General features: G+C 43.3%; 8 protein-coding genes. 3 read left to right on the top strand and 5 right to left on the bottom strand.

Features of this window, described 5'->3' with window-relative positions:
- The first annotated feature begins 1 nt into the window (after position 1).
- Positions 2–955 carry a transketolase family protein gene (locus QHT84_RS04515; RefSeq protein WP_283238361.1) on the top strand — a complete coding sequence of 318 codons (954 nt, stop codon included), beginning with the start codon at positions 2–4 and terminating at the stop codon, positions 953–955.
- 56 nt (positions 956–1011) lie between these two features.
- On the opposite strand, the gene QHT84_RS04510 is transcribed toward QHT84_RS04515, so the two are convergent.
- Entirely contained in the window at positions 1012–1986 is a 975-nt protein-coding gene (locus QHT84_RS04510; RefSeq protein ID WP_283238360.1) for an FKBP-type peptidyl-prolyl cis-trans isomerase, read from the bottom strand.
- A gap of 79 nt (positions 1987–2065) precedes the next feature.
- Between QHT84_RS04510 and QHT84_RS04505 the strand changes: the two genes are divergently transcribed.
- The gene (locus tag QHT84_RS04505; protein WP_283238359.1) at positions 2066–2446 is read left to right on the top strand and encodes an RNA-binding S4 domain-containing protein; all 381 of its coding nucleotides are present in this window, start codon (positions 2066–2068) and stop codon (positions 2444–2446) included.
- 69 nt (positions 2447–2515) lie between these two features.
- Here QHT84_RS04505 and QHT84_RS04500 read toward each other — a convergent pair whose 3' ends face one another.
- The 3 genes from QHT84_RS04500 to QHT84_RS04490 form a co-directional block, all read right to left on the bottom strand.
- Positions 2516–11704: a GEVED domain-containing protein gene (locus tag QHT84_RS04500; protein ID WP_283238358.1), complete on the bottom strand. Its 9189-nt coding sequence runs from the start codon at positions 11702–11704 to the stop codon at positions 2516–2518.
- 228 nt (positions 11705–11932) lie between these two features.
- Positions 11933–17236, bottom strand: a complete 5304-nt coding sequence (locus QHT84_RS04495; protein WP_283238357.1) for a fibronectin type III domain-containing protein — start codon at positions 17234–17236, stop codon at positions 11933–11935.
- 485 nt (positions 17237–17721) lie between these two features.
- Complete coding sequence (locus tag QHT84_RS04490) at positions 17722–23580, bottom strand: choice-of-anchor J domain-containing protein (protein ID WP_283238356.1); 5859 nt, start codon at positions 23578–23580, stop codon at positions 17722–17724.
- A 351-nt stretch (positions 23581–23931) separates the two neighbouring features.
- On the opposite strand from QHT84_RS04490, the gene QHT84_RS04485 reads away from it, so the two are divergent.
- Entirely contained in the window at positions 23932–24429 is a 498-nt protein-coding gene (locus QHT84_RS04485) for a phosphoribosyltransferase family protein (RefSeq protein WP_283238355.1), read from the top strand.
- Here QHT84_RS04485 and QHT84_RS04480 read toward each other — a convergent pair.
- The gene (locus QHT84_RS04480) at positions 24421–24939 is read right to left on the bottom strand and encodes a shikimate kinase (RefSeq protein ID WP_283238354.1); all 519 of its coding nucleotides are present in this window, start codon (positions 24937–24939) and stop codon (positions 24421–24423) included. The genes QHT84_RS04485 and QHT84_RS04480 overlap by 9 nt on opposite strands.
- Between the last annotated feature and the right edge of the window lie 9 nt (positions 24940–24948).

Below are 24948 nucleotides of genomic sequence, written 5' to 3'. Positions count from 1 at the left end.
TATGAAAAAATATACAAATACAGGAAGTAAAGATACCCGTTCCGGCTTTGGTGCGGGCATGACCGAATTGGGTCAGAAAAATGAAAATGTAGTGGCACTTTGTGCCGATTTGATTGGTTCCTTAAAGTTTGACGATTTTAAAAAGAATCATCCGGAACGTTTTTTCCAAATTGGTATTGCCGAAGCCAACATGATTGGTATCGCTGCCGGGTTAACCATCGGCGGGAAAATTCCGTTTACCGGAACCTTTGCCAATTTTTCGACCGGAAGAGTGTACGACCAAATTCGACAATCGGTAGCCTATTCGGATAAGAATGTGAAAATTTGTGCGTCGCATGCCGGATTAACTTTAGGAGAAGACGGCGCTACGCATCAAATTTTGGAAGATATCGGTTTGATGAAAATGTTGCCGGGCATGACGGTGATAAACACCTGTGATTACAACCAGACCAAAGCGGCCACCATTGCATTGGCCGAGCATCACGGACCGGCTTATTTGCGTTTCGGCCGTCCGGTAGTACCTAACTTCACGCCTGCCGATGAGCCTTTTGTGATTGGAAAAGCCATCTTGTTGAATGAAGGTACTGATGTGACTATTATTGCCACCGGACATTTGGTTTGGGAAGCATTACTAGCGGCAGAAGCTTTGGAAGCCAAAGGTATTTCGGCTGAAGTTATCAACATTCACACCATCAAACCTTTGGATGAGGCAGCCATTTTAAAATCGGTTGCTAAAACCGGTTGTGTGGTTACGGCCGAAGAGCACAACATCTTAGGGGGTTTGGGCGAAAGTGTTGCCCGTGTTTTAGCGCTTAATCATCCCAAACCTCAGGAATTTGTAGCCGTACAAGACAGTTTTGGTGAAAGCGGCACACCGGAGCAGTTGATGGACAAATACAAACTCAACCATCAAGCTATAGAAGCCGCTGTTGAGAAAGTAATGAAAAGAAAATAAATGTCAGTCATATAAAAAAAAGCCGCTCAAAGAGCGGCTTTTTTAGTATATACGTTTTACTGATGACACAAGTTAGACAGATGTCTTTTCTTTCCGTCACTGCAGGTCGGGATCAAATCGAACGGATACGGGTCGCCGGTTAACGGATCCTCTATTTCTGATTTTGTAGTAAAGAAATCACCGTCATCATCTATATCTAAGAAGTCCGGTTTTCCGTCACCATCGGTATCATCCGGATTGGCTACGCCTTCTTCCAAAACTCTCACATAACCGTCGCCGTTGATATCTTCTTGATACGAATAAATACCATCGCTATCGTGATCAACTCTTTCAATTTCGTATAATTTGAAGGAGAATACTAAAGGTGAATACGCCGGAATCGACCCGGTGGAATTGGCAAAATATCCCAATCCGGAAGGTAGAAACATAACGCCCGCACCAAAATCGGTAAAGCTCAATGTCCCGTCAGGATTACTCGAATAAGAGCCGGTTTTAAACTTAGGAAAAACTTCGCTCCAACCTCGGATTACACCGGTCAAACTAAAAAAACTTTGCGGGTTGATGGATTCTTCAAATTGTTTTAATGTTAAAACCTGCGTTGAAGCACCGTTTACGGTTTCTGTTTTTTCATATAAATATTTACCGTTGTAGGAAGTTAGTACCTTATCCACATTACAAGGCGATTTACTGTTCGGCCCCGAACCTTCTCTTAGCTTGATGTAATACAACTTATAGGTAATGTCGTGTAAATCAACTGTAAAATCGGTTACTAAATTCGGATCATTCCAAATAGGTGTTTGGGTTCCCCCATCGGGAATTTTGGTAAAGATAACATTTTGGTCATCCGGAAAACCCGGATGATCTACGACATCCATGTAGTGGGTTTGTAAAAACTCTTCAATAAGGGCAATATCTTTTTGGTACTGTTCCGCATAATCCCGTAACGGCACCGAGCTGTCATCATTTTTGTTACATGAAACTATTGTCAAAGCCGAAAAGACCACTACAATAGCTTTAAAAAAATTACTCATTTTAATCTGATTTTTGAGCACGCAAGATACAATATTGATTTATTTTTGTGAACTATTTAACGTTGATTTTGGAAAAAAAATGAGAGTAGATAAATATTTGTGGTGTGTTCGGTATTACAAGACCCGAAACATGGTGACGGAAGCCTGTCAGAAAAACCAAATTACGGTAAACGGTCAAGTGGCCAAAGCATCCCGAGACGTATATCCCGGTGATACGATTACTTTCCGGAAAGATCAAATCACCTATACCCTAAAGGTTCTGGATATTCCCTTAAACCGTGTAGGAGCCAAATTAACAGACATTTACCGAAAAGATGAAACACCTGCGGAAGCCTTTGCGCATTTGGAACTTTTAAAATTATCCAAAGAACATTATCGAAAATCCGGAACCGGAAGACCTACCAAAAAAGACCGAAGAGACTTGGATGATTTTGAGTTTGGCGCTGAGGAAGAAATATAATTTTTACTTTTTAAAACAATAAAAAAACCCATCAATTTCTTGATGGGTTTTTCTTTTATTACTGGTTAATTATCGCTTAACAACGCGAACGGTTTCAACGGTTTCGTCTTGAGACACAACAACGTTGTATACGCCTGACGGATAACGATCACCAATAGTTGCGTTTTCTAATTCGGCAACTGTTACGGATCTTGCTTCAACCAATCTACCAACCATATCGTACACTTTGATAGTGATAACAGATGAACTTGAGGTTCTCACATTCAACATAAAGTTCGCCGCAAACGGGTTAGGATATGCTGTTGCTTTGAACTCAATAACCATTGAAGGATCGACTTGTCTTGCAATAGACGGAGTGATGATACTACAATCTTTTCCGTAAGCGGTAAATGACCCGAACAATTCCATGGCAACTGAAACCGTGTACGTTGTAGAAGGTGTTAAACCTGTAAACATACTCAACGTAAAGCTTGGCGTAGTACTGTCAACATATTGATCATAGTTAACATCACCAAACTCATCATAGCCTACTAATCTGAAACGGTATTTGGTTGCTCCAGGGAATGCAATGGCATTGATAGTAGTCGTGTATGAAGGTACTTGATAGTCCTCACATTGAGACGTTACCAAAGACGTTTCAGGAGCCGATGGCGTAAATACCGAACAACGTTGTCCGTATTGAGACCAAGCTTCAAATCCGGCTAATTTCACTCTGATTTGAACGTCTACTTTATACTCTGTATCATACAACAATGGTAAACCTGCTACGTCGGTTAACTTGAAGTTAGGCACTGTACGCTCAACATAGTAATATGTAGTTGGAGCAGTAGCCAATGCTACTCTGAATCGGTACAAGTTGGTAGAACCTACAGAGTTAGCATTAATTGTTGAATTGATGAACAACAATGTAGCGCCACACTGTGCTGTAACCACTTTAGTAGTAGCCACAGAAGCAGTAGTTAACGAACAAGTAGTACCGAAGTATCCTTGAACATTACCATTTAAGATAGCCGCTACTCTGATGGTAAATGTAGTACCATAAGCATAGTTCGCTGCATCAGTTAACTTAAAGTGGTGTTGACTGCTTTGTACAATAGAAACCTCACCGGTATCGGTATTGGTTACTTCAAATTGGTAACCTGTTGTTGTAAATCCAGGTACGCTTACTTGAGTACAGTTGATTTGATTGTTCAAACCGTTATTGATGCTACCACAAACATTGGAAGAAATATTAACAATAACCGGTCTAAACGAAATTTGATATGATACCGGGGCTCCGATACAACCATTGGCTACAGGTGTAATCGTTACCGTAGCTGGAGTAGTAGTTGGAATAAACGACGGAATAGTTGTAATTCCAGTCATATCCGGTAATCCTGCAGCAGCACCGCCGCTGATGTTGAATGTTACTCCGGTCGGAGTTCCAGACAACGGAATCGGCGCCGTAGCAAATCCACTGTAATACAATTGGTTAGCAGGAGCAACAGCAGTAGGTGTAGGATATACAATTACTGAAGCAAAGCCGCCTTGTGCTTGAGAACAAGTGGTTGAACTTGAATCTTGAACACTTACTAAAGTATACGTGTAAGTACCTGCAGATGACGTAGGAACAGATATAGTAGCCACATTGCCCAACGATACAATGGTTTGGTTTGCACCACCATTTAAGGTATATGTAAAGGTATATGGTGCTGTTCCGTTAGCTCCTGTAAAGGTAATTAAAGGAGACGCATCGTTTCTACAAACTTGAGTTGTACCACTGATAGTAGCTGTTGGTAACGGATTTACCGTAATGGTTGCCGAAACGGCTCCACCAAATACACCTCCGTAAACCGGATACACTGTAATGGTAGCAGAACCAGGTTTGGTAACAAAAGACGGAATCTCAGTTAATCCGGTTGCACTATACAATCCGATATCATCCCCTACTACATTAAGATTATAGGTAATTGTAGCCCCTACCACTGTAGCCGGAGTACTTGACAAAGGAATAGCTGCAGTTGTAACACCTTCACAATATACTTGGTTTGCAATTGGATTCGCATTAACAGCGGTTACCACAATGTTATAAGTCACTGTAGCACCGGTACATCCATTGGCTTTAGGCGTAATCGATACGGTAGCAGAACCTGTTACTGGAATAAATGAAGGAATCGTAGTAATTCCGGTAGCATTTGCTAATCCCACAGCGGCACCGCCACTGATATCATACGTAACGCCTGAAGGCGTACCACTCAACGGAATAGCTGCAGTAGCTAAGCCATTGTAGTATAGCTGGTTCGCCGGAGCCACCGCTGTTGGTGTCGGATATACTGTTGCATTAACCGTAGCACTTGATTTACATCCGTTAGGATTTGTAATTTGAAGTGTGTACGCTCCGCTATTCGCCGGAGTAGCATTGGCTATGCTAGGATTTTGAACCGCTGAAGTAAAGCCCGGACCTGTCCAAGCATAAGAATATGCCTGAGGGGTAAAGGTTAAACTTTGTCCATTAACCAAACTAGCTGTATTTGATGAATACTGTAGTGCCGCTGAACTACTGTACTGAATACCGATAGTAGCATTAACTCCGGAATCATACGTAGAGCTGCCGAAAATAACATCAGGATATACAAAATTAATAACCCCTGTAGTAAGATTCAATTGAACTTGGAAAGTAATTGAACCCGTGGTGAAGGCGTCATGCGCCATAGTGGTAAACTGAATAATATGTATGTTACCAACTGTTTGAGTTTTACATGTGGCTCCGGTTTGAACATCTAAGTCATCCCAATATGGGGCTAAGAAAGCATTACCCGCAGCAACTGAAGTAGTTGGCAGTGACGTATTAGAGAAAGTAATCTCACCAGAACTAGAACCGAATACAATTACCCCGTTGTTTCCAATTCTGGCTGTTGTATAAGATACACCATTAAAGGTAAACGCAGGAATTGTAATGTTATGTTCACTATCATCCTCAAGAGTACCTACTGAAGTTCCGGTAGCATTAATATCAATAAACGATACTCCGCTGTTACTGTTCAAAGTGTACCCTGTAAGAGGTGCAACGCTAGCATTTAAGTTTAACGTGCTGCCCTCACACACCGGTGTTGAAGTCAATACCGGAGCAGCCGGTAAAGCATTGATCGTTAAACTGTACGTAACCGCTGTACCGGTACAACCATTAGCTTTAGGTGTTACTGTAATAGTAGCCGTTCCACTGGCAGTCGGTACAAAAGATGGTATTGCCGTTACGCCGGTTTGATTAGCCAAACCTAGAGCAGCACCACCACTGATATCAAATGTTACTCCTGAAGGTGTTCCTACCAAAGGAATCGAAGGAATTGTTGCATCGATACAGTAAGCTTGAGCTGCAGGCGCTACCACAGTTGGCGTTGGATATACCGTTAAAGCAGCTGTACTGCTGGTTACTGTAGAACAGTTAGTTACATTAACCGTATAGTTTCCTGAGTTTGCAGGAGTAGAACCTGTAATGGTTAAAGTATTGGTAGTAGCACCGGAAATACCCGAACCATTGGCTACAGGAGAGCCATCTTTAAACCATTGATAGGTTAAAGGCGTAGCACTTGTTGCTGCTACACTTATGGTTACAGTAGTTCCTTGACAAACTTGCTGTAAAGCAGCCGGTTGTGTACCAATCACAGGAGGCGCCGAGTCAACACTAATAGCTTTAGTAGCTTGAGCGGTACATCCTGATTGCGATGTGATTGTCAAATTATACGTTGTATTCACCGAAGGTGAAGCCGTTACAGAGGCACCGGACGCAGTGAATCCTGCAGGTGTAGAAGTCCAAGCATACGTATACGTGTTAGTATCTATCACCGGAGGTAAGAATGTATACATTCTTCCACTGGCTGGTGGTGTAGTAAGTGAATTGTTCGACGTAGAATTGCTTGACGTATTGGTTGAATACGTAATACTTTGGTATTGCGTTCCGGAACCGGTAAGACCTGCAGAAGCCGATCCTGTGGTACCAATAGAGCCATAGCGGAATTCTATCTTATTCGAGCCTTCATATAACCAAGCTTGGAAGTTAGAGTTTGCTGCACCGGTTGTATTTCTAGGTACCGTAACTCTCCACTCTATAACAACAATTCTGTTTGGAGCCGTACCTCTGGTTACCGTTTTAACCCATCCGTCAGTACCTGTCGCTAAATCATCCCACAACGGATAGATTTTAGGAATGTTTGTGGTACTGGTTACCGAATTTGAGAACTGGCTGGTAGCAGCAGCGTTAGTGTTTGCTAATCTGATAAATCCGTCAGGAGAAGCACTAAAGAACGTATAGTTAACTCCGTTGAAATTGAATGGGAACGGAATTGCTACACCGGCAACAGGAGTATCATCGTTAGATGTTCCTACCAATGTAGTAGCACCGCTCATGTTGTCTAAAGCCGCACCTGTGGATGTAGAGAACGTATAAGCGCCCACTAAACCTCCGTAAGATGGGTTCAATGTTGTTGCAGCACCCGTTAAAAGTACCGGTGCACCAGGACATACAGTGTTTGTATTTGAATTGGCTGCAGCGGTAAACGCTCCTCCAACTCCAACGGTTACCTGAGCCGTGTTAGAACATCCGTTAGAATCAGTTCCTGTAACGGTATACGTAGTAGCACTAGAAGGAGTAACTCCAATAGTAGCCCCTGTTTGTGAAGTTGACCAAGAATAATTGCCAATATCACTACCTCCTGCTGTCAAGGTAACAGCCGGACCAGGAGTACAATAAGAAGCTGACGAAGCTGACGCGGTAATAGTTGGTCGGCTTACCTCAATGGCACCTGCATTCGATTCAACTGTCGGACAAGATCCGGCACTGCCTACAAATGCTTTGTAATAGTATGTTCCCAGAGGAGTAACACCCGCAGTTGTATTAACAGTCAATGAGTAGTTGTTTGACGCAGCAGCAGTAACATAAGAAACTCCGGCCGGGGTACCCAAAGCCACATCTGTGTAAGGACCGCTCGCGCTGGTCGCATATTTCCACACTACAGTTCCAACACTTCCGGAAGTAGAAACCGTGAAAGTAGTTGGTGCAGCTGTCGGAGCATAACAAACTTTAACAGGAGTTGTGGATAAATCATTAGTGATGGCCACAGGATTTGCCAATGTAAGAATTGCAGGTTGACTTACCACAAATGTGTTAATAGTCACTCTGAATCTTAAATTGTTTGGTGTAGCACCATTAATCCCTGAAACGGTTAATGTCTTGTAATCACGTAATGACGGATTAGAAGAATCTACCGGATGCTCAAAAGTTAATCCAGGAACAGCGGTGGTATTAGGACCTGTATAGGCATTAGTACTAATGTTATACATTGGCATGTTTACATAACTTACACCTCCATTAGTACTCACAGACCAAACCAAAGTATTTGGTGTTGAACCACTGGTCACCACGTTAAATTGTGGCAGCGGACTGGTCGGAGCCGGTAAACAGATAGATAAACTTTGCGGGTTCGAAACGATACCGGTTGTTCCCACAGTTAACGTAGCATTATTAGACACTAAGTTAGCACATGGAGACGGCGGTGTTAAAATACATCTGTATACGGTATTCGTCAATGCCGGTGCCGAACCTGCTCTGAATACATTCAAAGTAGCGGTATTGGTTCCGGTATAATTACCTGTAGAAGGTGCCACATAATCATCAGTCAAGTTAGTCCATGTTTCAGGAGAAACAGTCAGTCTTCTTTGCCACTGATACCCGTAAGTTACACCGGCAGTTCCGGCTACGGTAAAGGAAGCATTAAATCCTGTTGATGTAACAGCATTCACCGGCTGAGTTACTATAGCACCCGGATCGCTCACGTTAACAGTGATTTGTTGTGTATTTTGACAGAATGTACTGTTGTTGGTAATCAATACACTATACGTACTGGTTACAGTCGGATTAGCCACCACAGTAGCACCCGAAGTTGTATCTAAACCACCGGCTGGTGACCAAGCATACGAATTTCCGGTTTCCGGTATCGTAATAGTAGTTGATGAACCTTTACAAATAGAAACATTACTAGCTAAAGTAACTACCGGTAGCGGATCCACATCAATACTTACGTTATCAGAGTCTGAACAGCCATAAGCTGAAGTTACTGTTACGGTATATACTTTATCTGTAGTAATACCTGAAGCTGAAGTTGGGTTAGAAGTGGTACTGGTTAAAGTACTTCCCACCGGATCTTCAGTCCAAGCAAAAGTATAAGCATTGGTCGCTCCAGAAATGGTAACATTATAATCCTGAGTTTCACCCCAACCACTTGAGGAAACACCACAAGCTTGTGAGGCAGTAACAGGAGAGTCATTTCCGGCAACCAAACGCAAACGCGTTACTCCGTTAAAAGCAGTTGTAGGAACCGTGAAGGTAACCGAAATAGTTCCGTTGGATCCGGCATTCCCTGAAGCTCCTAAAAACTCAGAAGCATCTAATGACCCGTCTTGATTATAATCAATCCAAGCTCCAAAATATTGACTACCATCGGTTCCGAATGAAACGGTAATCGTATTAGAACCAGGACTTAATGTAGTAGTAGTCGTTGGAGTACTAGGGTTAAAATAAGTATAACGTGCTGAACCGCCACAACCACTGGTGTTGTTATTGATAGCACCTAAAGTTACATTGGTAACATCGTCGCCAGAACAACCACTATTGTGAACTGATTCACAATACGTTAACGCTGAACCGGCAGACACATCTGCAGTTAAAGTAGCCGAACCGGAACCACAAAGCGTAGCTACCGATGAAGTAACACTGTTGATATTGATAGCAGGTGCAACGGTTACCGTTGTCGTTGTTGAAGCTGTACAGTTGTTCGCAAAAGTAGCCGTTACGGTGTACACGGTATTTGTTGTAGGGCTTACCGAAATGGAAGCTCCGGAATTAGAATAACCACCCGGTGCTGTCCATGCAAAAGTGGCAGGCTCAGAAGCGGTAGCCGTTAAAGTAGCTGACTCACCCGGACAAATAGCATCTCCGGCAACCGGATTGATTGTTCCAGGGAAATTAATAGTTACAGTAGCTACAGTTGAGTAAGCCACATCCGCAGGATTTGAAACACAAAATACTTTCAAACGATACGAAGTTGTAGCAGTTAAAGTACCGGTAGCTAAATTGGTATACGAACTGGAAGCACTTCCGATAGGAGTTACTACAGAAGCAAAATTATCGGTAGAAGATTCCCATTGGTATCGAGTTCCTGTTCCGGTCGCTTGACCTGTAGCCGAAATGGTAGTAGAACCTGAGTTACAGAAAGCAGCGGTAGCTGCTGAAGCAGTTCCACCAACCGGCGTAGTACAAGTTAAACACGTTCCGGAGTACAAGGCTTGTAGCGCAAAACCGGATCCCACAATACTGATATCTGAGAAGAATTGAACAGTAAGCACTTCTCCCGGAGCAGACACTACAGTCGGAATAGCTCCAATAGCGTTCGCACTGGCCAATAAAGTTCCGCCGGTTCCGGCACCACTGTAAATTCTTAAATAATCACAACACGATTCTATTCCGGTAATTGAACCTGAAATGGTAATCACTCCGGTTCCGGAATTATCTAAAACAACAAAAGAGTTTGTACTTGTAGTGTAATCACCACTAGGACCTCCGTTGTCGTAAATAAAAGTACTGGTCCCACAATCTACCGTAGTACTGTTACCGTTCGAAGGAAGGTTAACAGAACCACAAGCGGCGGCTGTTACCGATACTACGTTTGAATTGTTAGAAGTACCGCTTGTCGGACAAGAGGTCACAATTCTGTAATAGGTAGTTCCGGCTACAGTAGTTGCAGTGTAAGAAGCTGTAGTTGCAGTTGGAATATTAGTCCAAGTGCTGTTGTTTGGAGATGACTGCCATTGGTAGGTAAAACCAGGTCCAGTAGTTAAACCGGTGGCTGATAAAATCACACTTCCACCGGCACAACCGCTTGAAGATGATACAACAGCCGTTCCCGGATCCGGAGTACCGGTACAAGTAGCACAAGTACCCGAATACAACGCTTGTAAAGCAAATCCACCTCCTTGACCACTGGTATCCGAAGTAAATTGGATTGTTAAGGGTTGACCAGGCGCACTGCTGAAAGGAGTAATAACTCCTCCTGCAGTGTTAGAATAGGTATATAATAAAGTACCTCCCGTTCCTACTCCACTGTAAATGCGTAAGAAATCCCAACTGGTTTCTATGTATGTGAAAGAACCACTGATAGTGATGACTCCTGTTCCGGAGTTTTCCAATACGGTGTAACCGTTACTGCTGGCAACATAACTTCCGGATGGACCTCCGTTATCATAAATAGATGTGTTTGTTCCACAAGCAACCGTGTTATTTCCTGAAGCAGGAATATTAATAGAACCACATGATACCCCTGTAAAAGTAAGTACATTCGAAAAATTGGTATCCGGACCTGTACTACAAGTCGTTCTGATTCTGTAATACGTTGTTCCGGTAGTAGTGGTAGCATTGTAAGAAGCCGTTGTAGCTCCTGAAATGTCAGTCCAAGTACTGTTATCCGGAGACGACTGCCAATTGTAGGTTACCCCTAAGCCAAAAGTAAGTCCGGTAGCAGACAAGGCAACCGTATTACCCGCACAACCGGTAGTGGTAGAAATAGTTGCCACTCCTGCATTAGGAACTCCTGAACACGGAGTTGGTGGCGGAGTAATAGAGAATGTACCCGGACAAGGACTGTTAGGTGTTGGCCAGGTATCAAACCAAATATAATACTGTAATCCCGCTGTCAGCGTAACATTGATGTTTTTACTCGAAGCACTGCTTCCAACACTGCCTACACAGGTACCGCCCGATGTCGGACATCCTTGGTATACAAAAATCGCAGTCCAGGTCTGACCTGCAATAGCAATATTGTACAACCCTGTTGTGGTAGGTGTTAACGTATACAAAGACTCATTACCGCCTTTGTAACTGTTGGAGGCTCCCCCACAAGTTGTTGGCACCGTGGTGGAACTCAAATCATTCCCGGTACCACACACCAATGCCTGATTGGTGATGGGGAGAGAAGCCGCGCTCAAAGCAATCGCATTCGGACATGTGGTTACCGCAACACTACCGGCGACAGTAGTATTTTTGTCTTTGTCGTTATTCCCTCCGGAATAATTATGCCCGAAGGAGACAAAGAACGATAGTAACAGCACACACAAAATGCTCGACTTGCCAAAACACCACGTGAGATTAGGCGATTGCCCAACCACCTCTCGTTTTTGTTTGTTGAGCCACGTTCCTGAACGCGTACTCAAATTAGTGTAGTTGTTAATCATAAATTATAAAATTGGGTTAATATGAAATGTGAATGTATATAAAATGTTAAATATTTGTAAAATGTTAAAGTCCTTATTCGATTAAAGGTGCTTTAAAATCGTCCAAAGAAAACCCCAACTTCTATTTTTCTTACAGAATTGTAAAAAAAACAAAAGCATAAAAAAAATTGAGACAAGAAAAATACCTAACCATTTTGAAATGAATGGTTAGGCATTTTATATCCGGTGTTAGTAAACGACTTTTTTCGTTACCGTAATCCCGTTTTCTGACTCAATTTTAACAAGCAAAACTTGTTGTGTAGTAGGTAAAGTGGTAAATACCGCGTGGGTAGTACCGATTTGCTTTTGGGTAGCAATTTGACGGCCTCTGATATCAAAAATGGTCACATTTTTCATATTGACAGCGCCTGAGTTAATATGTAGACCTGTTTCGTTGCGATACACAACCACAGTATTTTCATTAAAGATTGGATTCGTTACCCCAAGGGCCTCAGTCGTATATCTCAAAATAAATCTCTGATCAAAGCTTCCGGCTTCTGTGGTAAACGTATACGGAGCTTCATTTAAGTTGTGAATTACTCCTAATAAAGTGTCTTCAAGATAAACGGTTTGATTCATAAACAACCCGTCAAATGCCGACAAAGTAATCGTGTAAGTAGACGCTTCAGTCGATTTGAATCCTAATGGAATCGTATCATTCACCTCGAAAGGCAAGGCTCTTCCCTGAATACTCAACTTAACATCGTTTACCTTAGTATACAAGCTAATGGCATTTCCGGCATCTACCATTTCGCCGTCAAACAATCGATCAATTTCATTGGTGGCCGTTTGTATGTAACCTACCATCAATTGTTTGAATGCTCCTGACGCTGACGTGATATCTAACCAATAACGGTGTTTCTCCAATTCGTTAGCATTTTGTTGCTCTGAAACATTGCGGTAAAACTGCGTATTATTACCCGGTTCACGCATACTGTTGTTAAACACTGCCGGACCACTGGTCAATCCTTTAACAAAAAATCCTTGACCTGAACCAATATAACGGGTAGGAACCGAATTGTTTCCGGCACCAGTAGTACCTGCCGCTACACCACCACCTAAATTATACAAGGCATAATCACTTTGATTGTATTGGTATGGTGCGGTCGATTGCGTATTATGTGTCCAGAAATACAATGTACCGTTCACATTCGGGTTGCCATTGATGAAGTCATTAGCATCCAAAGCACTAGGATACGGATTCCCTAACAAGTTCATTTCATTGGCACCACCAAAAATAGGAACGGAAATGGTTCCGTTGTTCGGCACTCCCACAAAACTGGCTGTGTGTACCAATGGCGTACCCGGACTTAAATTAAATCCGATTGGTGCTCTGAAAATATACCCTTTACCCGGTATCATGTTACCCGATGGGTTAAAATACACCCAAGTACTGGTAGCCCCATCATATTCATAAGCCAAACTGGTTGGTGAGGTTGGGGATACCGCTAATAAGGTTTGCGGATTTACCGGTGTAGACCAATAAGTATAATCGTAGCGGAACATCGGTGCCGAATCTCTTTTCGAGGTAATCGAACCGGTGTTACCCCCCGAGTACACGCCTACGGCATTGGCCACATTGTTGACTTGATACAAACTCGCATCGTCTTCAAAAGTTAAACTGCCGCCGGAAACCGTTACTTGGTTTTGAACGGTTAACGTACCAATGTCAAAAATCACAGTGCCACTGGTGATTGTAACGCTACAAGCCGAAATATTACCGGTAGGACTTGCATTGACAGAAGACGTAAAATTACCTTGGAACTCAGCCCCTACGGTAGCCGTTGGAGCACCGCTCGACCAAGCCGAACCATTCCATACAGTTTTGCTGTTAGACAAGGTTACTACTGTAGAATAGACATTGGCACAACCGCCTTGCGTAACTTCTGCTCTGTAATAACGGGTTCCTGAAAACGAACCGATTTGAGCCGAAGTCAACGTGGTGGAAGCACTGGCTGCAATATCGGTTACCCCTACTGTAAAGGCAGCATCCGAAGCATATTGCCACTTCACCACGGTACCGGTATTTCCGGTTAAAGTTAAATCGGCAAAAGCACCCGAACAAATCGATTGGTTGGCTGAAGCCGTTCCGCCTACCGCACCTCCAATCACAAAAGTAGTAGCTGTTCTACAACCCGGATTAGAAGAACATTCGGCATAATACGTCCAAGTTCCCGGTGTGCTGGTATTGGCTAAGCCCGAACCGGCTACCCCTACAGGATTGAACGGAGAACCACTACCAATGGCTGTTCCTCCTGAAGCTGCCGTAAACCACTGAATAGAAGGATTGCCTTGTAGCATAATTTGCCCTCCAACCGGTGGTGTAATCGTCCAATTAAAAGGTCCCGTAACGTTTCCGGTAATGGTACTCCATGTGGTTGTATATAAAGTATAGGTAACCCCGGCCGTTAAGGTAATCGTAAGTCTAGGTTGTAATCCGCCATTCGAATCATCATCTCCCACGATATATGTACCGGTAGCACAACTTCCCGGAGTGAACGATCCGGTCGTAATGTACCCCATTAAGTCGAATCCACTGGCGCCGCCGAAAGTGTACGTTCCCGAAATACTTACCTGAAACTGAATGGCAACGTAGTTACGAACCGCTCCCGAAGTAAACGAACAAGTCGTAGAGTTTCCTCCCGGCGGTGTTGGTCTCGGAGCCGTTGCATCTACTCCTGCGGTTAAATTACCCGAAAGCGAAGTACCCGAGTTCACAAATCCGTTACATACGGTTGAACTACTGATAGTACCACTTCCGCCCGGACATACCGTAACACCGGTCGTTACCGGTGGTGGTGCTTGTACAATAAAGGACGTAGCGCTCACGCCGGTGGCCGTTGGTGTAGAAACGGTAATCAATCCTGAGGTAGCCGAAGCCGGTACCGTGGCGGTTATAGTAGTCGAGTTAACTACTGTAAAAGCAGCAGCTATCCCGTTAAATCTCACAGAGTTTACTCCCGTAAAGTTGGTTCCGGTGATGGTTACCACTGTATTGGCGGTACCACAATTGTTGTTGGCCGGGGTAAAACTGGTGATGGTTGGCGAAATAACACAACTAACAAACGCAGCCCATCCCGAACTAACAATACTGAAATCGGTTCTGTATACAAAGGTTAATGAACCGTCTGCAGCAGTAGAGATAACGGTTCCCGGAGAAGTTGAGCCTCGGAATGATCCCGCAGGACAAGTCGCGGCGTTAAAGCCGGCACCTAATCCGGAAGAAATCAACGGGGCCCCGGTGGAGTTTCCATTATAAATCATCAATCCGTCGTAGTTGTTTTCGGTAGAGAATGAACTGAAAACTACTTTTACTTTAGTTCCAACTACACCCGGATATAAGGTAATTTGATACGATTCGTTGTCTACATAATTCCCGGCAGCACCACCACTATCAAAGAAACTGTAGTCGCATTGGGTAACCGATCCTCCTTGAGAAATAAGTACCGGTAAAGCGCCTGCCGAAGTAGTAAAACTTGTCACCAACGACCAGCCACTGAAAAAACCGCCACAGTTAGAACGTACCCACACATAAAAAGTGGTACTTGCCGTTAAACCCGATAGAGCCGCTGTAGTAACACCCGCTGCCGTAGCACCGGTCACGGTTACACTATAACTTGGAGTGGAGTTGGTTGTATTGATGTAATATTGATAACCGTTTGATGGTGCAATCGCCGGTGCAGTCCAACTGATGTTAGCCGCTGAAGCCGTCACACCCGAAGCCGTTACCGCTGTCGGCGGTTTACAGGTTTCTTCAACGAGTACGATGTTGTCTAAGTTAAATTGCGTATTCGGCGCATTGGAAGTCGAAGCCAATTGGAACCGAATGTAATAAGTTCCCGAACTGCCCGGCGTAAAGTTGATGATGTTACTGGCAATAGACCCGGCACCAATGTGAGAAAACAATAAGGTATTGATGGTTCCGGTGGTTGGTGTAGTATTGGTGGTACCATAATACACATTAAAGTTGGCCGTTCCTAAAGCGGCAGAAAAGTCATAGGTTAAACGATACTCAGTGCCACCGGTAAGGGTAACGGGTTTGGTATAAAAATTGGTGGCCCCCACCGCACAGTACAAATTACCGTTGGTTAAGTTGACTAACCAGTTGGCCGGACTATCGGTATAGGTACACGTAGGAATCGCATTGGTGGCCTGACCGTTAAAGTTTTCGATATACGGTACCCCAACCGGCGTACAAATCGTAGTAAAGGCGGCCGATGGCCCTACCCAAGCACTTTGCGTAGCACCACAATTAGAACGTACCCAATAATAATAGGTAGTTCCTCCGGTTAAACCGGTAATGTTAAACGGACTGGTCACATTGGTAAATTGCGGGGCACCCGGTGTAGCGGCACTGTTGGTGCTGTAAAAAATATCGTAACCCGGCGGCGTACCCGAAGCCGCGGTCCAACTTACGTTAGCCGTGGTGGTCGTTACCGAACCGGTAAGCGGATTGCTTGGCGTAAAACAGGTACTCCCTGATTCGCAGAGAACTGTAATGTTAAATCCAGGATCAGAAAGTGAAAAATCGTCTGAATAATAATAAATTGTTAAAGATGATCCGGTAGAAATATAAGTTACTGGAGAAGGATTTGACGAACCCGAATATCCATTTACTTGTGGAAAAGCTGGCGATGCGGTAGTTGCTCCATCATGTACATAAAACTCAAACGGAGATGTTGCGAAGAAAGAATTAAAAGTAATCTTGATTTTGTCCGCAGGATTAATAGCAGTGAATGTTACTGTATTTTCTTGGTAACCGGCATAAGCATCTGAAGCACCTCCATTGTCATAAAAAGTTAATTGTTGACCGGTAGTCATACTTTGAGTACAATTAGTAGGAGACGTTCCTAGTACGGGAATTATAATTGTATTATCAGCCGCAATTTTTGAGGTCCATGAGATATCATCAAAAGCCATCCCACCCGAATTATCAATGATTCGGAACTGCACATTGCTGTTCGAGTAGCCCGGCTGCGCCGCATTGCCAAACGTAAACGACACCAAATCCCAAACACCTGGACCGGACATGGCTGGCAATACAAAAGAAGACACCCCATAATTGGTGCGGTTACCGGCTATCGATAAGCTCTGCCAACCGTTAGTACCATCGTTAATTTGCACATCATAATTCCCACCAGCTCCGGCTACATCGCTGGCATAAAAAGCAAAGGTTAACGGCGTAGCGATGACAGGCGTGTCTACGTATTCGCCCGGTCCGCCGAAATTGGCTAACGAATACCACCCGGAACGGTTAAAACCGGCACCTCCATTATCAATAATCACATCAATTCCCCCACTGGTATTCCAACCGGTCATGGCTGCAAAATTAGCAGGCACACCTTCAAAAACCTGATACGGTCCGGGGCATTGGGCTTGCGCCTTTTGGAAGGTTCCCAAGGTGAGTACACCTATCCAAAAAAAGAAGTTCAGTAAAAATGTTTTCGTATAAAAAACGGCATTACTCGGAGCAATAAGTAAAGTTTTTTTCATAGTTTGTTTTTATCGTTGTTGTTTGTTTTGTTTCATTCCCCGCACTGTTATCTTTTCGTTAAGAAGTTAAATTTACAGCACTTTTACTTGTTTATTAACATATTCACAGCCAAAAAAAATCAGTTTTCGACTAAATGTAAATAGTATCGACCAATGAGACGCAACCTGCCGTCTATTGGTCAATCATAGCTTTAAAAGTTAAAAAAAATAGTACAATTTTAAGCCGATTTATAGTATTCAATCAGCTCAAACTTAGCGTTTTTTAGGTAGTTCGGGTGCGCTAAATTAACAAATTGTCAATAGTTTACAATAATTGTTAATAAGTTGTTATCAAATAATCGTTTTTATAAGCATTTTACGCAAAAAAAATGACAAAAAAGTAAGGTTACCTTTAGCATTATGTAATTCCTTAAAATTTACCACAAAAAAAATCGGTTTGGAATACGTGTAATCCAAACCGACGCCTGTAAGATGACTATATCCGTTTATCGAATGACTTTTTTGGTCACCACCGCACCTTCGGTAGTGGTTATTTGCAGCAACAAGACCTCGTTGGCCAAACCGCCATCGACAATAGTTTGATTGGCATTAATGGCTTTTTGATGCCCCAAAAGTCGACCTCTGATATCAAACACTTTTACCGATTCCATCAGCGCATTTCCGGTCGTAATCACAAAATGGTTGGCTTCGTTTTTATACACCACCACCTGATTCGGTTGGAACGAGGTATTGCTGAGTGCCGTAGCACCGAAACGCACTTTAAAACGAGTATCAAAAGTGCCGGCCGCCGTAGTAAAAGTATAATCTCCGGCTTTTAAATCGTGAACGATATTGAGCTCGGTATCTTCCAAATAAATGGTTTGGTTGTCAAATAAGCCGTCAAAATCGGATAATTTAACTTGATAGGTATTGGCTTCCGTAGATCGATAACCCAGCGGAATCTCATCTTCAACATCAAACGGCAACGCACGTCCTTGAATAGACAACTTGTATTCGTCTTGCACCACATACATCGTAACAGGATTCCCTACATCGACCATTTCTCCGTCGAAACCGCGATCGAGTCCACTGTTGGTCGCATTTTCCACATAGGCCACTAAAAGCTGCTTGAAGGCACCGTTGTCGTTGTACACATCGAGCCAAAAACGGTGTCGCTCTAATTCACCCGAAGCACTTTGGTTGGCATAGGTATTCATCCTGAAAAATTGGTCGTTGTTGCCTACCAAACGCATGCTGTTTTTGAAAACCGCATTACCCGAGGACAATCCTTTTACAAAAAAACCTTGACCCGAAGCAATTTTTCCGTTAGGCACACTGTTGTTAATTCCGGCACTCGGCGCACTGGTTCCGGTTCCAACGCCTCCCGAATAATTATACACGGCATAATCATTGGCCGAATAATTATTATTGGTGATGGGCGTGTTGTGCGTCCATAAATAAATGGTCGCATCAATCACCGGGACATTGGTCGGATCGGACAAGAACAAATCAGCGCTCAAAGCACTCGGATACGGATTCCCCAATAAGTTAAACTGCAACGAACCGCCAACGATTGGGATGGTAATAGTACCCGTATTAGGAACACCCACAAACGAGCCGGTAAAATTATTTGGCGTAACCGTGTTGAAAGGAGCTACATCGGGCGTTCGTATCAGATACCCTTTTCCGGCCACCATAGGAATGGTGGTATTGGCATAGGCCCAATTTCCGATTACGGGATCATAGGTAAAAAACAAGGTGGAATTCGGTGAAAAGTTAATCAGCGTTTGCGGGGTAACCGGAGAAGACCAATAGGTATAATCAAACTTCTTGACCGGAGTACTCACTCTTTTATAGGTGATGTTGCCCGAATTAGAGAAAGGAACACCCTGATTATTTAAGGTATTCACCTGCACCAAGCTGGCGGTATTTTGAAACGTTAGCGAACCGCCGGTTACTTTAACATCGTTTTGAACGGTTAGCGTGTGACCGGAATTAAAATTCACGGTACCCGACAAAACCTCAACGGCGCAAGCATCCAAATTTCCTGAGGAGGAATAGTTGCCGTTAAACACCACTCGTGTACCGGAGTTGGGTAATCCGCTGCTCCACGAAGAACCGTTCCAAGTGGTGGACGGAAAGGCAATAAACACCGAACCGGTATTGACCGACGGACATGTACCGCTTTGGAGTACTGCTCTGTAGTAACGCGTTCCGGCAAAAGAACCTATTTCGGCAGAAGTTAAAGTAGTTGTGGTATTGGCTATGGTGGTCAAACCGGTGGTAAACGCCGCATCGGTAGCATATTCCCAGCGGATTACTGATGCCGTATTACCGGTTAGAGTAAGATTGGTCGGCAACCAACTGCCGCAAATCGTTTGACTGGAAGACAATGTACCCGGAATCGGAGCCGGCAAAACGGTAATGGTAGACGTGCTACTGGCAGCACAACCATTGGCTCCCACTACACTTCCGGTATATACCGTACTCACATTCGGTTTGGCGTATATGGTAGCGGTAGGCGTTCCGGCGATGTACGCCGTTGCCGCTCCCGAATCGAAATACAAACCGGTTGACGGTGTCCAAGTCACTTCAACCGCCAGGTTACCGGTAATTTTTACATTATCAATAGCCCAGCCATAATCCCAACTGGCTTCGTATAAAAATCGGATTTTCACGTCGGGATTCCCCACCAAACTGTTCATGCTCACATTGGCATTCGAAAAGTTTGCGGCGGTTCCCTGACTGGCGGTATAACTCGCCAAGATGCTCCAAGTAGTTCCGCCGTTGATACTATACTCCACTCTGGCTTTATTCCCACCAATATATCGCAGGTAATGAAAAAAACTCAAGGTTGCACTGGTATACCCGGTTAGGTTGATACTTGGTGATTCTAAATAGGTCAGTGTTTTATTTGTACCCGGACTACCTTGGGCATCAGAATTGGAAAAATAAAACTGTGAGGCATCATTACTGCTGATGGTCGTATTCCAATACGAACTGCTGTACGCGTATGGACTATTTCTCAAAGTCCACGCGGCATTCGCTATTATACCTCCTGTTGACGCATTGGTTTTAATCCAGTTGTTGGTAGCCGCATTAAAATTTTCATTAAAAATGGTCACCGGTGGTGACGATGACAAATTACCGTTTAAAGCTTGTACCGCTCCTTCACAAATAGTTGCAGTTGCCGGGACTATGGTAATGGCCGGCGGATCGGGTTTCACTGTAACAGTGTGGCTCACCGTATTGGTACACAAACTTCCTGACGTTTGAGTGGCTGTCAAAGTGTACGTTGTGGTAGTGGTGGGTTGAAAAGTAAAACCGCCACCGATAGTGCCCGAAAGTCCAACGGTAGTACTCCAACTGAAATTATTATAGGCAGATGCGCCGGTGATGGTTACCAAACCTGATGCTTCTCCGTTACACACTGTACTGGAAGTACTGCTCATAGCAATGGCCGGTGCCGGTGTAACGGTAGCGGTTACCGGTGTCAACAGCGAGCGACATATGTTGGAAAACTTCCAATTGTAAGCGTATAAATAAAAGGTATTATCAAAACCGTTGCCGGTAATCGAAGCAATTGAGGAAGCATACGGATAGGAAGTGCTGTCGATGTTAGACACCAATCCGGAAGCCGGTAGGGTATTAAAATACAGAAAGTAGTTTCCGGCCGACAAGTCTAACGCAATAGGAATGGTTTGTGCTGTATTTCCACCGGCAACGCTGGTGGTAAAATTGTACGATGCTATTTGAACATTCGAAGCATTTCTGATCGTTAAATTACCGCTTTGTCCTGATGTTTGCGGATAGATATCCAATGACTGTAAAGTCGTTGCCGTAGTAACCGAAAAACTAACATAAGTCGACACCGTTTGCGTGCCCAAAGCACCACCTTGTAATAGCGGTGAAATGGGACCTGTTGCCACTAAACCACCCGGTGCTCTGGATTGTGCATAATAGGTAGTGGTGGCGAATAAAGTAGGTGTGGTATAACTGGTTCCTGTAGCGACTAAAGTTGTTCCCGAAGCATCGCTATACCATTCGATTGTGGAACCGGATGGCGCGGTAGCCTGAAGTGTCGTAGCACCACCGCCACACAAAGTACCACCAGTTACGGTTAAAGAAGTCGGCGTGGCACAATCGGTGCTGAATGTTTGAATATCGCTCCAAATACTGGTATCTCCCGAACCACAGTTGCCTCGAACCCAAACATAATACAACGTAGCCGGAGTTAAACCTCCTATGGTAGCCGACAATACACCGGCTCCAACCGAACCGGTTGGCGTTACTGAACCACTTGGAGTAGCATTAGAGGTGCTTACATAATATTGATATCCATTGGATGGCTCTGGTGAAGACGCCTCCCAAGAAATACTAACGCTGGTACTTCCTACAGCCGTAATCGTTAGATTGACCGGCTCAAAACAAGTAGGAGAAACAATCACACTAATGTCATCAATCATTATTTTACTTTGATTGGCAAAACTGTATCCTTGGAAACCCAAGTAATAAATACTGTTTACCACCGGTGTAAAATCGACTGTAGCAGTTTGATATACGGTATTGATAATGTTGGATAAATTCAAAATCGTATTGGTCATACTGGCTTCGGCCGCTCCTGTTCCTAAACGCACTCTGAGGTTTTCGGCAAAGGAACTGCCGCTCAGCGTATTGTATTTAAATTTCAAACGATAGGTAACTCCTGCCGTTAAGTTCAATCCGGGTGTAAAAAACCAATCGTTGCTGTCGACAGTTCCATTGGTAGCCAAATGAAACGAATTGGGAGTAGAAGCCGCTAAACTGTTCTGTACTTTCCACGAAACACCGTCGGTATTGTTATCGGCAATAGTAAAACAAGTAGGTGTGGTATTTACGGGCGTGGTATCAAAATTTTGAAGATATGGTATCGGGAAAGCGCCGCATAAAGTGGTTACTGTAACCGTGGCACTATTTACAGCACAGCTGATACCTACGGCTTTTACTCTGAAATAATAGGTGGTAATCGGATTCAAGCCCGACACCACAAAATCCGTCAACCCACCGGTAGAGGCATTGGTATAAGCCGGTAACAGCGCCGTAAAAGTACTGTTGGTTGAGACATCAATAAGATAATCAGACACTCCCGGTACTGCAGTCCAAGAAGCTGTAAAAGAATTTCCTTCTATGGTGGAAGCATTAACCCCGGTCGGTGCAGCGGCACAAGTGGTTTTATTCCCGGAAATCATGGTACTCAAATTGTAATACGGACCACCCAAACAATTGGCATTATACGGAATAACCCAATAGTAGTAGGTTGTATTCTGAGCCAACGCTGATTGGTTGAAGGTAGTAGCATTGGAAACACTTACTACTGTGTACGTGGCATCTATCACCTGATTGACCGTGAAATAGGTTCTGTTTGGAATTTGAACATTCGTCGGTGGTGTATTAACAGTACTTCTGACAATCAGATAACCGGTTGGAGCCGGAGAAGCTGCCGTAAAACTGTTTCCCGTAAACGTGGTCGCATTCACTCCGGTAGCCCCAATAACCAATCCCGACGGTACTCCTGTTGGAGTAGCGCATGGAGCGGAAGGCGTAAAGGTGTATTTCAGTCCGTTGTTGGGATATTCGGTAACACTCGTTCTCACTGTATTGGAATTGGCGGTTCCTGCAACTGTTTTTCCCGACCACGTAGCGTTAGTGTTGGCTCCGGTTTGCAATCTGTTTTGCACGTCTCCTTGGGCAAATACATTCGACTCGCCGCGAATACCCACTTGGGTGTTAAAAACTGTGATATCATCAGGGGCGCATAATCCGTATGATAATTCAATTGCATTGGATGTTTCCAACAAGCGTATTTGAAAATTAAAATTCCCTGTAATGGCTTTACGTCTCGCGTTCGACCATTGCACTACAAAAATCCTATTGGGAGCACTCCCAATGGTCTTGTATACGATATTGTCGCTGCTGTTGGAAGAAGAAGAAATCAAATCCATTCCCAAAGCACTAATAGTACCTCCGTTTGTAAATGTAGTCGCTACACTAAGCGGTAAATACGTATTGGGAAGCGGTTGGGTACCAAATGAAATAAAACCGTTAGGACTAATGAAACATTGGGTTTGAACCACACCGTCGTAGGTAAAATTAAAACCTATATTGGCCTGAAAAACAGCACCTGAAGCATGATCGTCCCAAGGCGCAGTGTATGCGATTGAAGGGGTTGTTAAAGCAGTATAAGTGGCAACTGCCTCGGTGAAAGTGTAAGTGCTTACCTGAGCAGAGCCGGTTTTCGAAATCATTACAAAAAGCAATGTTGTGAAAACCAACTGACAACGCTTCTTGAAAGAGAACCTATTTTCTTTATAAGTAATGATATTCATATGAGTTTGACTTAAGGCAATTTTTTAGGGTAACTAATCTTTAATACTTTGTTTGTTAAACCGTTAAACAAACCGGTCAGATTTTGTCAAGAGCGTAAATTTATAGGAAATCTTTAAAATAAAAAGTTTGACAAAATAATTTTTGGAATTAATCGTCTAACTGTTAAAAAGTATCGATGTTTATCCATCAATAGAAGTAAAATTCCTATAAGAAAAAGCAGCGCAAAAACAAACTGTTTCTGTAAGAAAAACAAAAGAAATCAAACCCTTAGCTTTTTGGTGTACAAGAATATTCAATGAAGCATCAACCAAAAAGAGAAACCTTAGTATATTTGATAAAATTTTAAACCAATGACTCAAAATACCATCCTCAATCATCAAGAAATTGAACATAAAATAAGACGAATGGCTTATCAAATTTTAGAGACTTTTTCCGATGAAAATGAAATTGTTTTAGCCGGTATCGCACACAACGGATTTATACTTGCCCAAAAGCTTGCCGACCAACTGAAAAAAATAGCCGATATACGAATCACTTTGTGTGAAGTCAAAATAGACAAACAAAACCCGTTCAACCCGATAACCACCTCTATTCCTGCTCAAGAGTACAGTGGTAAATGCATCGTGTTGGCGGACGATGTTTTGAATTCAGGTTCTACTCTAATATACGGCGTAAAGCATTTTTTAGAAGTTCCGGTAAAAAAGTTTAAAACCGTAGTTTTGATTGATCGCAACCATAAAAGATTTCCGGTCAAGGCCGATTTTAAAGGCATCTCATTATCTACTTCGTTAAAAGAACATGTGCAAGTTGTTTTTGAAGGAGCGAACGATTATGCTTATCTAACTTAGAATTTGTAAAATTTCATCGGCAATAGTTTCGGGTAACTTACCGTCGACTGTTACGATATAGGTAGATTGATTGTAAAAGTAACTGCGGTCAAACAAATTTTTTGCGATGAATTCCTTGAGCTCAGTATCGGTATATTGCGCTACCAAAGGGCGTTCTTTCGTATTGTTTCTAAGTCTTTCAAAAAGCAAGTCTATTGATGCTTTTAAATACACCGACACTACCCCTTTTCCGTTCAAAAGCATGTGATTATCGGCATAACATGGTGTACCGCCCCCGGTGCTGATGATTAGATTCCCGGGGCTCGTAACCAATTCTTTAAACCATTGGCTTTCTTTTCTTCTGAAATAGATTTCTCCTTTTTGCTTAAAAATTTCGCTAATGGTTGCGTTTTCTTCTTTTTCTATTTTTTGATCCAAATCTACACAAGCATAACCTGTTTTTTGAGCCAACAATTGACTTATTGTTGTCTTTCCGACTCCCATATACCCCACTAAAATAATTTTATGCATTACAATAAA

It is taken from the genome of Flavobacterium sedimenticola, from assembly GCF_030053345.1.
Taxonomy (GTDB): Bacteria; Bacteroidota; Bacteroidia; order Flavobacteriales; family Flavobacteriaceae; genus Flavobacterium; species Flavobacterium sedimenticola.
Note: the sequence above shows the minus strand (reverse complement) of the source record. Positions and strands in the feature narration are given on the sequence as shown.

Bases quoted from the DNA above. Each gene is read 5' to 3' on its own strand.
- QHT84_RS04515 (WP_283238361.1), top strand. From the start codon at position 2: ATGAAAAAATATACAAATACAGGAAGTAAAGATACCCGTTCCGGCTTT.
- QHT84_RS04510 (WP_283238360.1), bottom strand. From the start codon at position 1,986: ATGAGTAATTTTTTTAAAGCTATTGTAGTGGTCTTTTCGGCTTTGACA.
- QHT84_RS04505 (WP_283238359.1), top strand. From the start codon at position 2,066: ATGAGAGTAGATAAATATTTGTGGTGTGTTCGGTATTACAAGACCCGA.
- QHT84_RS04500 (WP_283238358.1), bottom strand. From the start codon at position 11,704: ATGATTAACAACTACACTAATTTGAGTACGCGTTCAGGAACGTGGCTC.
- QHT84_RS04495 (WP_283238357.1), bottom strand. From the start codon at position 17,236: ATGAAAAAAACTTTACTTATTGCTCCGAGTAATGCCGTTTTTTATACG.
- QHT84_RS04490 (WP_283238356.1), bottom strand. From the start codon at position 23,580: ATGAATATCATTACTTATAAAGAAAATAGGTTCTCTTTCAAGAAGCGT.
- QHT84_RS04485 (WP_283238355.1), top strand. From the start codon at position 23,932: ATGACTCAAAATACCATCCTCAATCATCAAGAAATTGAACATAAAATA.
- QHT84_RS04480 (WP_283238354.1), bottom strand. From the start codon at position 24,939: ATGCATAAAATTATTTTAGTGGGGTATATGGGAGTCGGAAAGACAACA.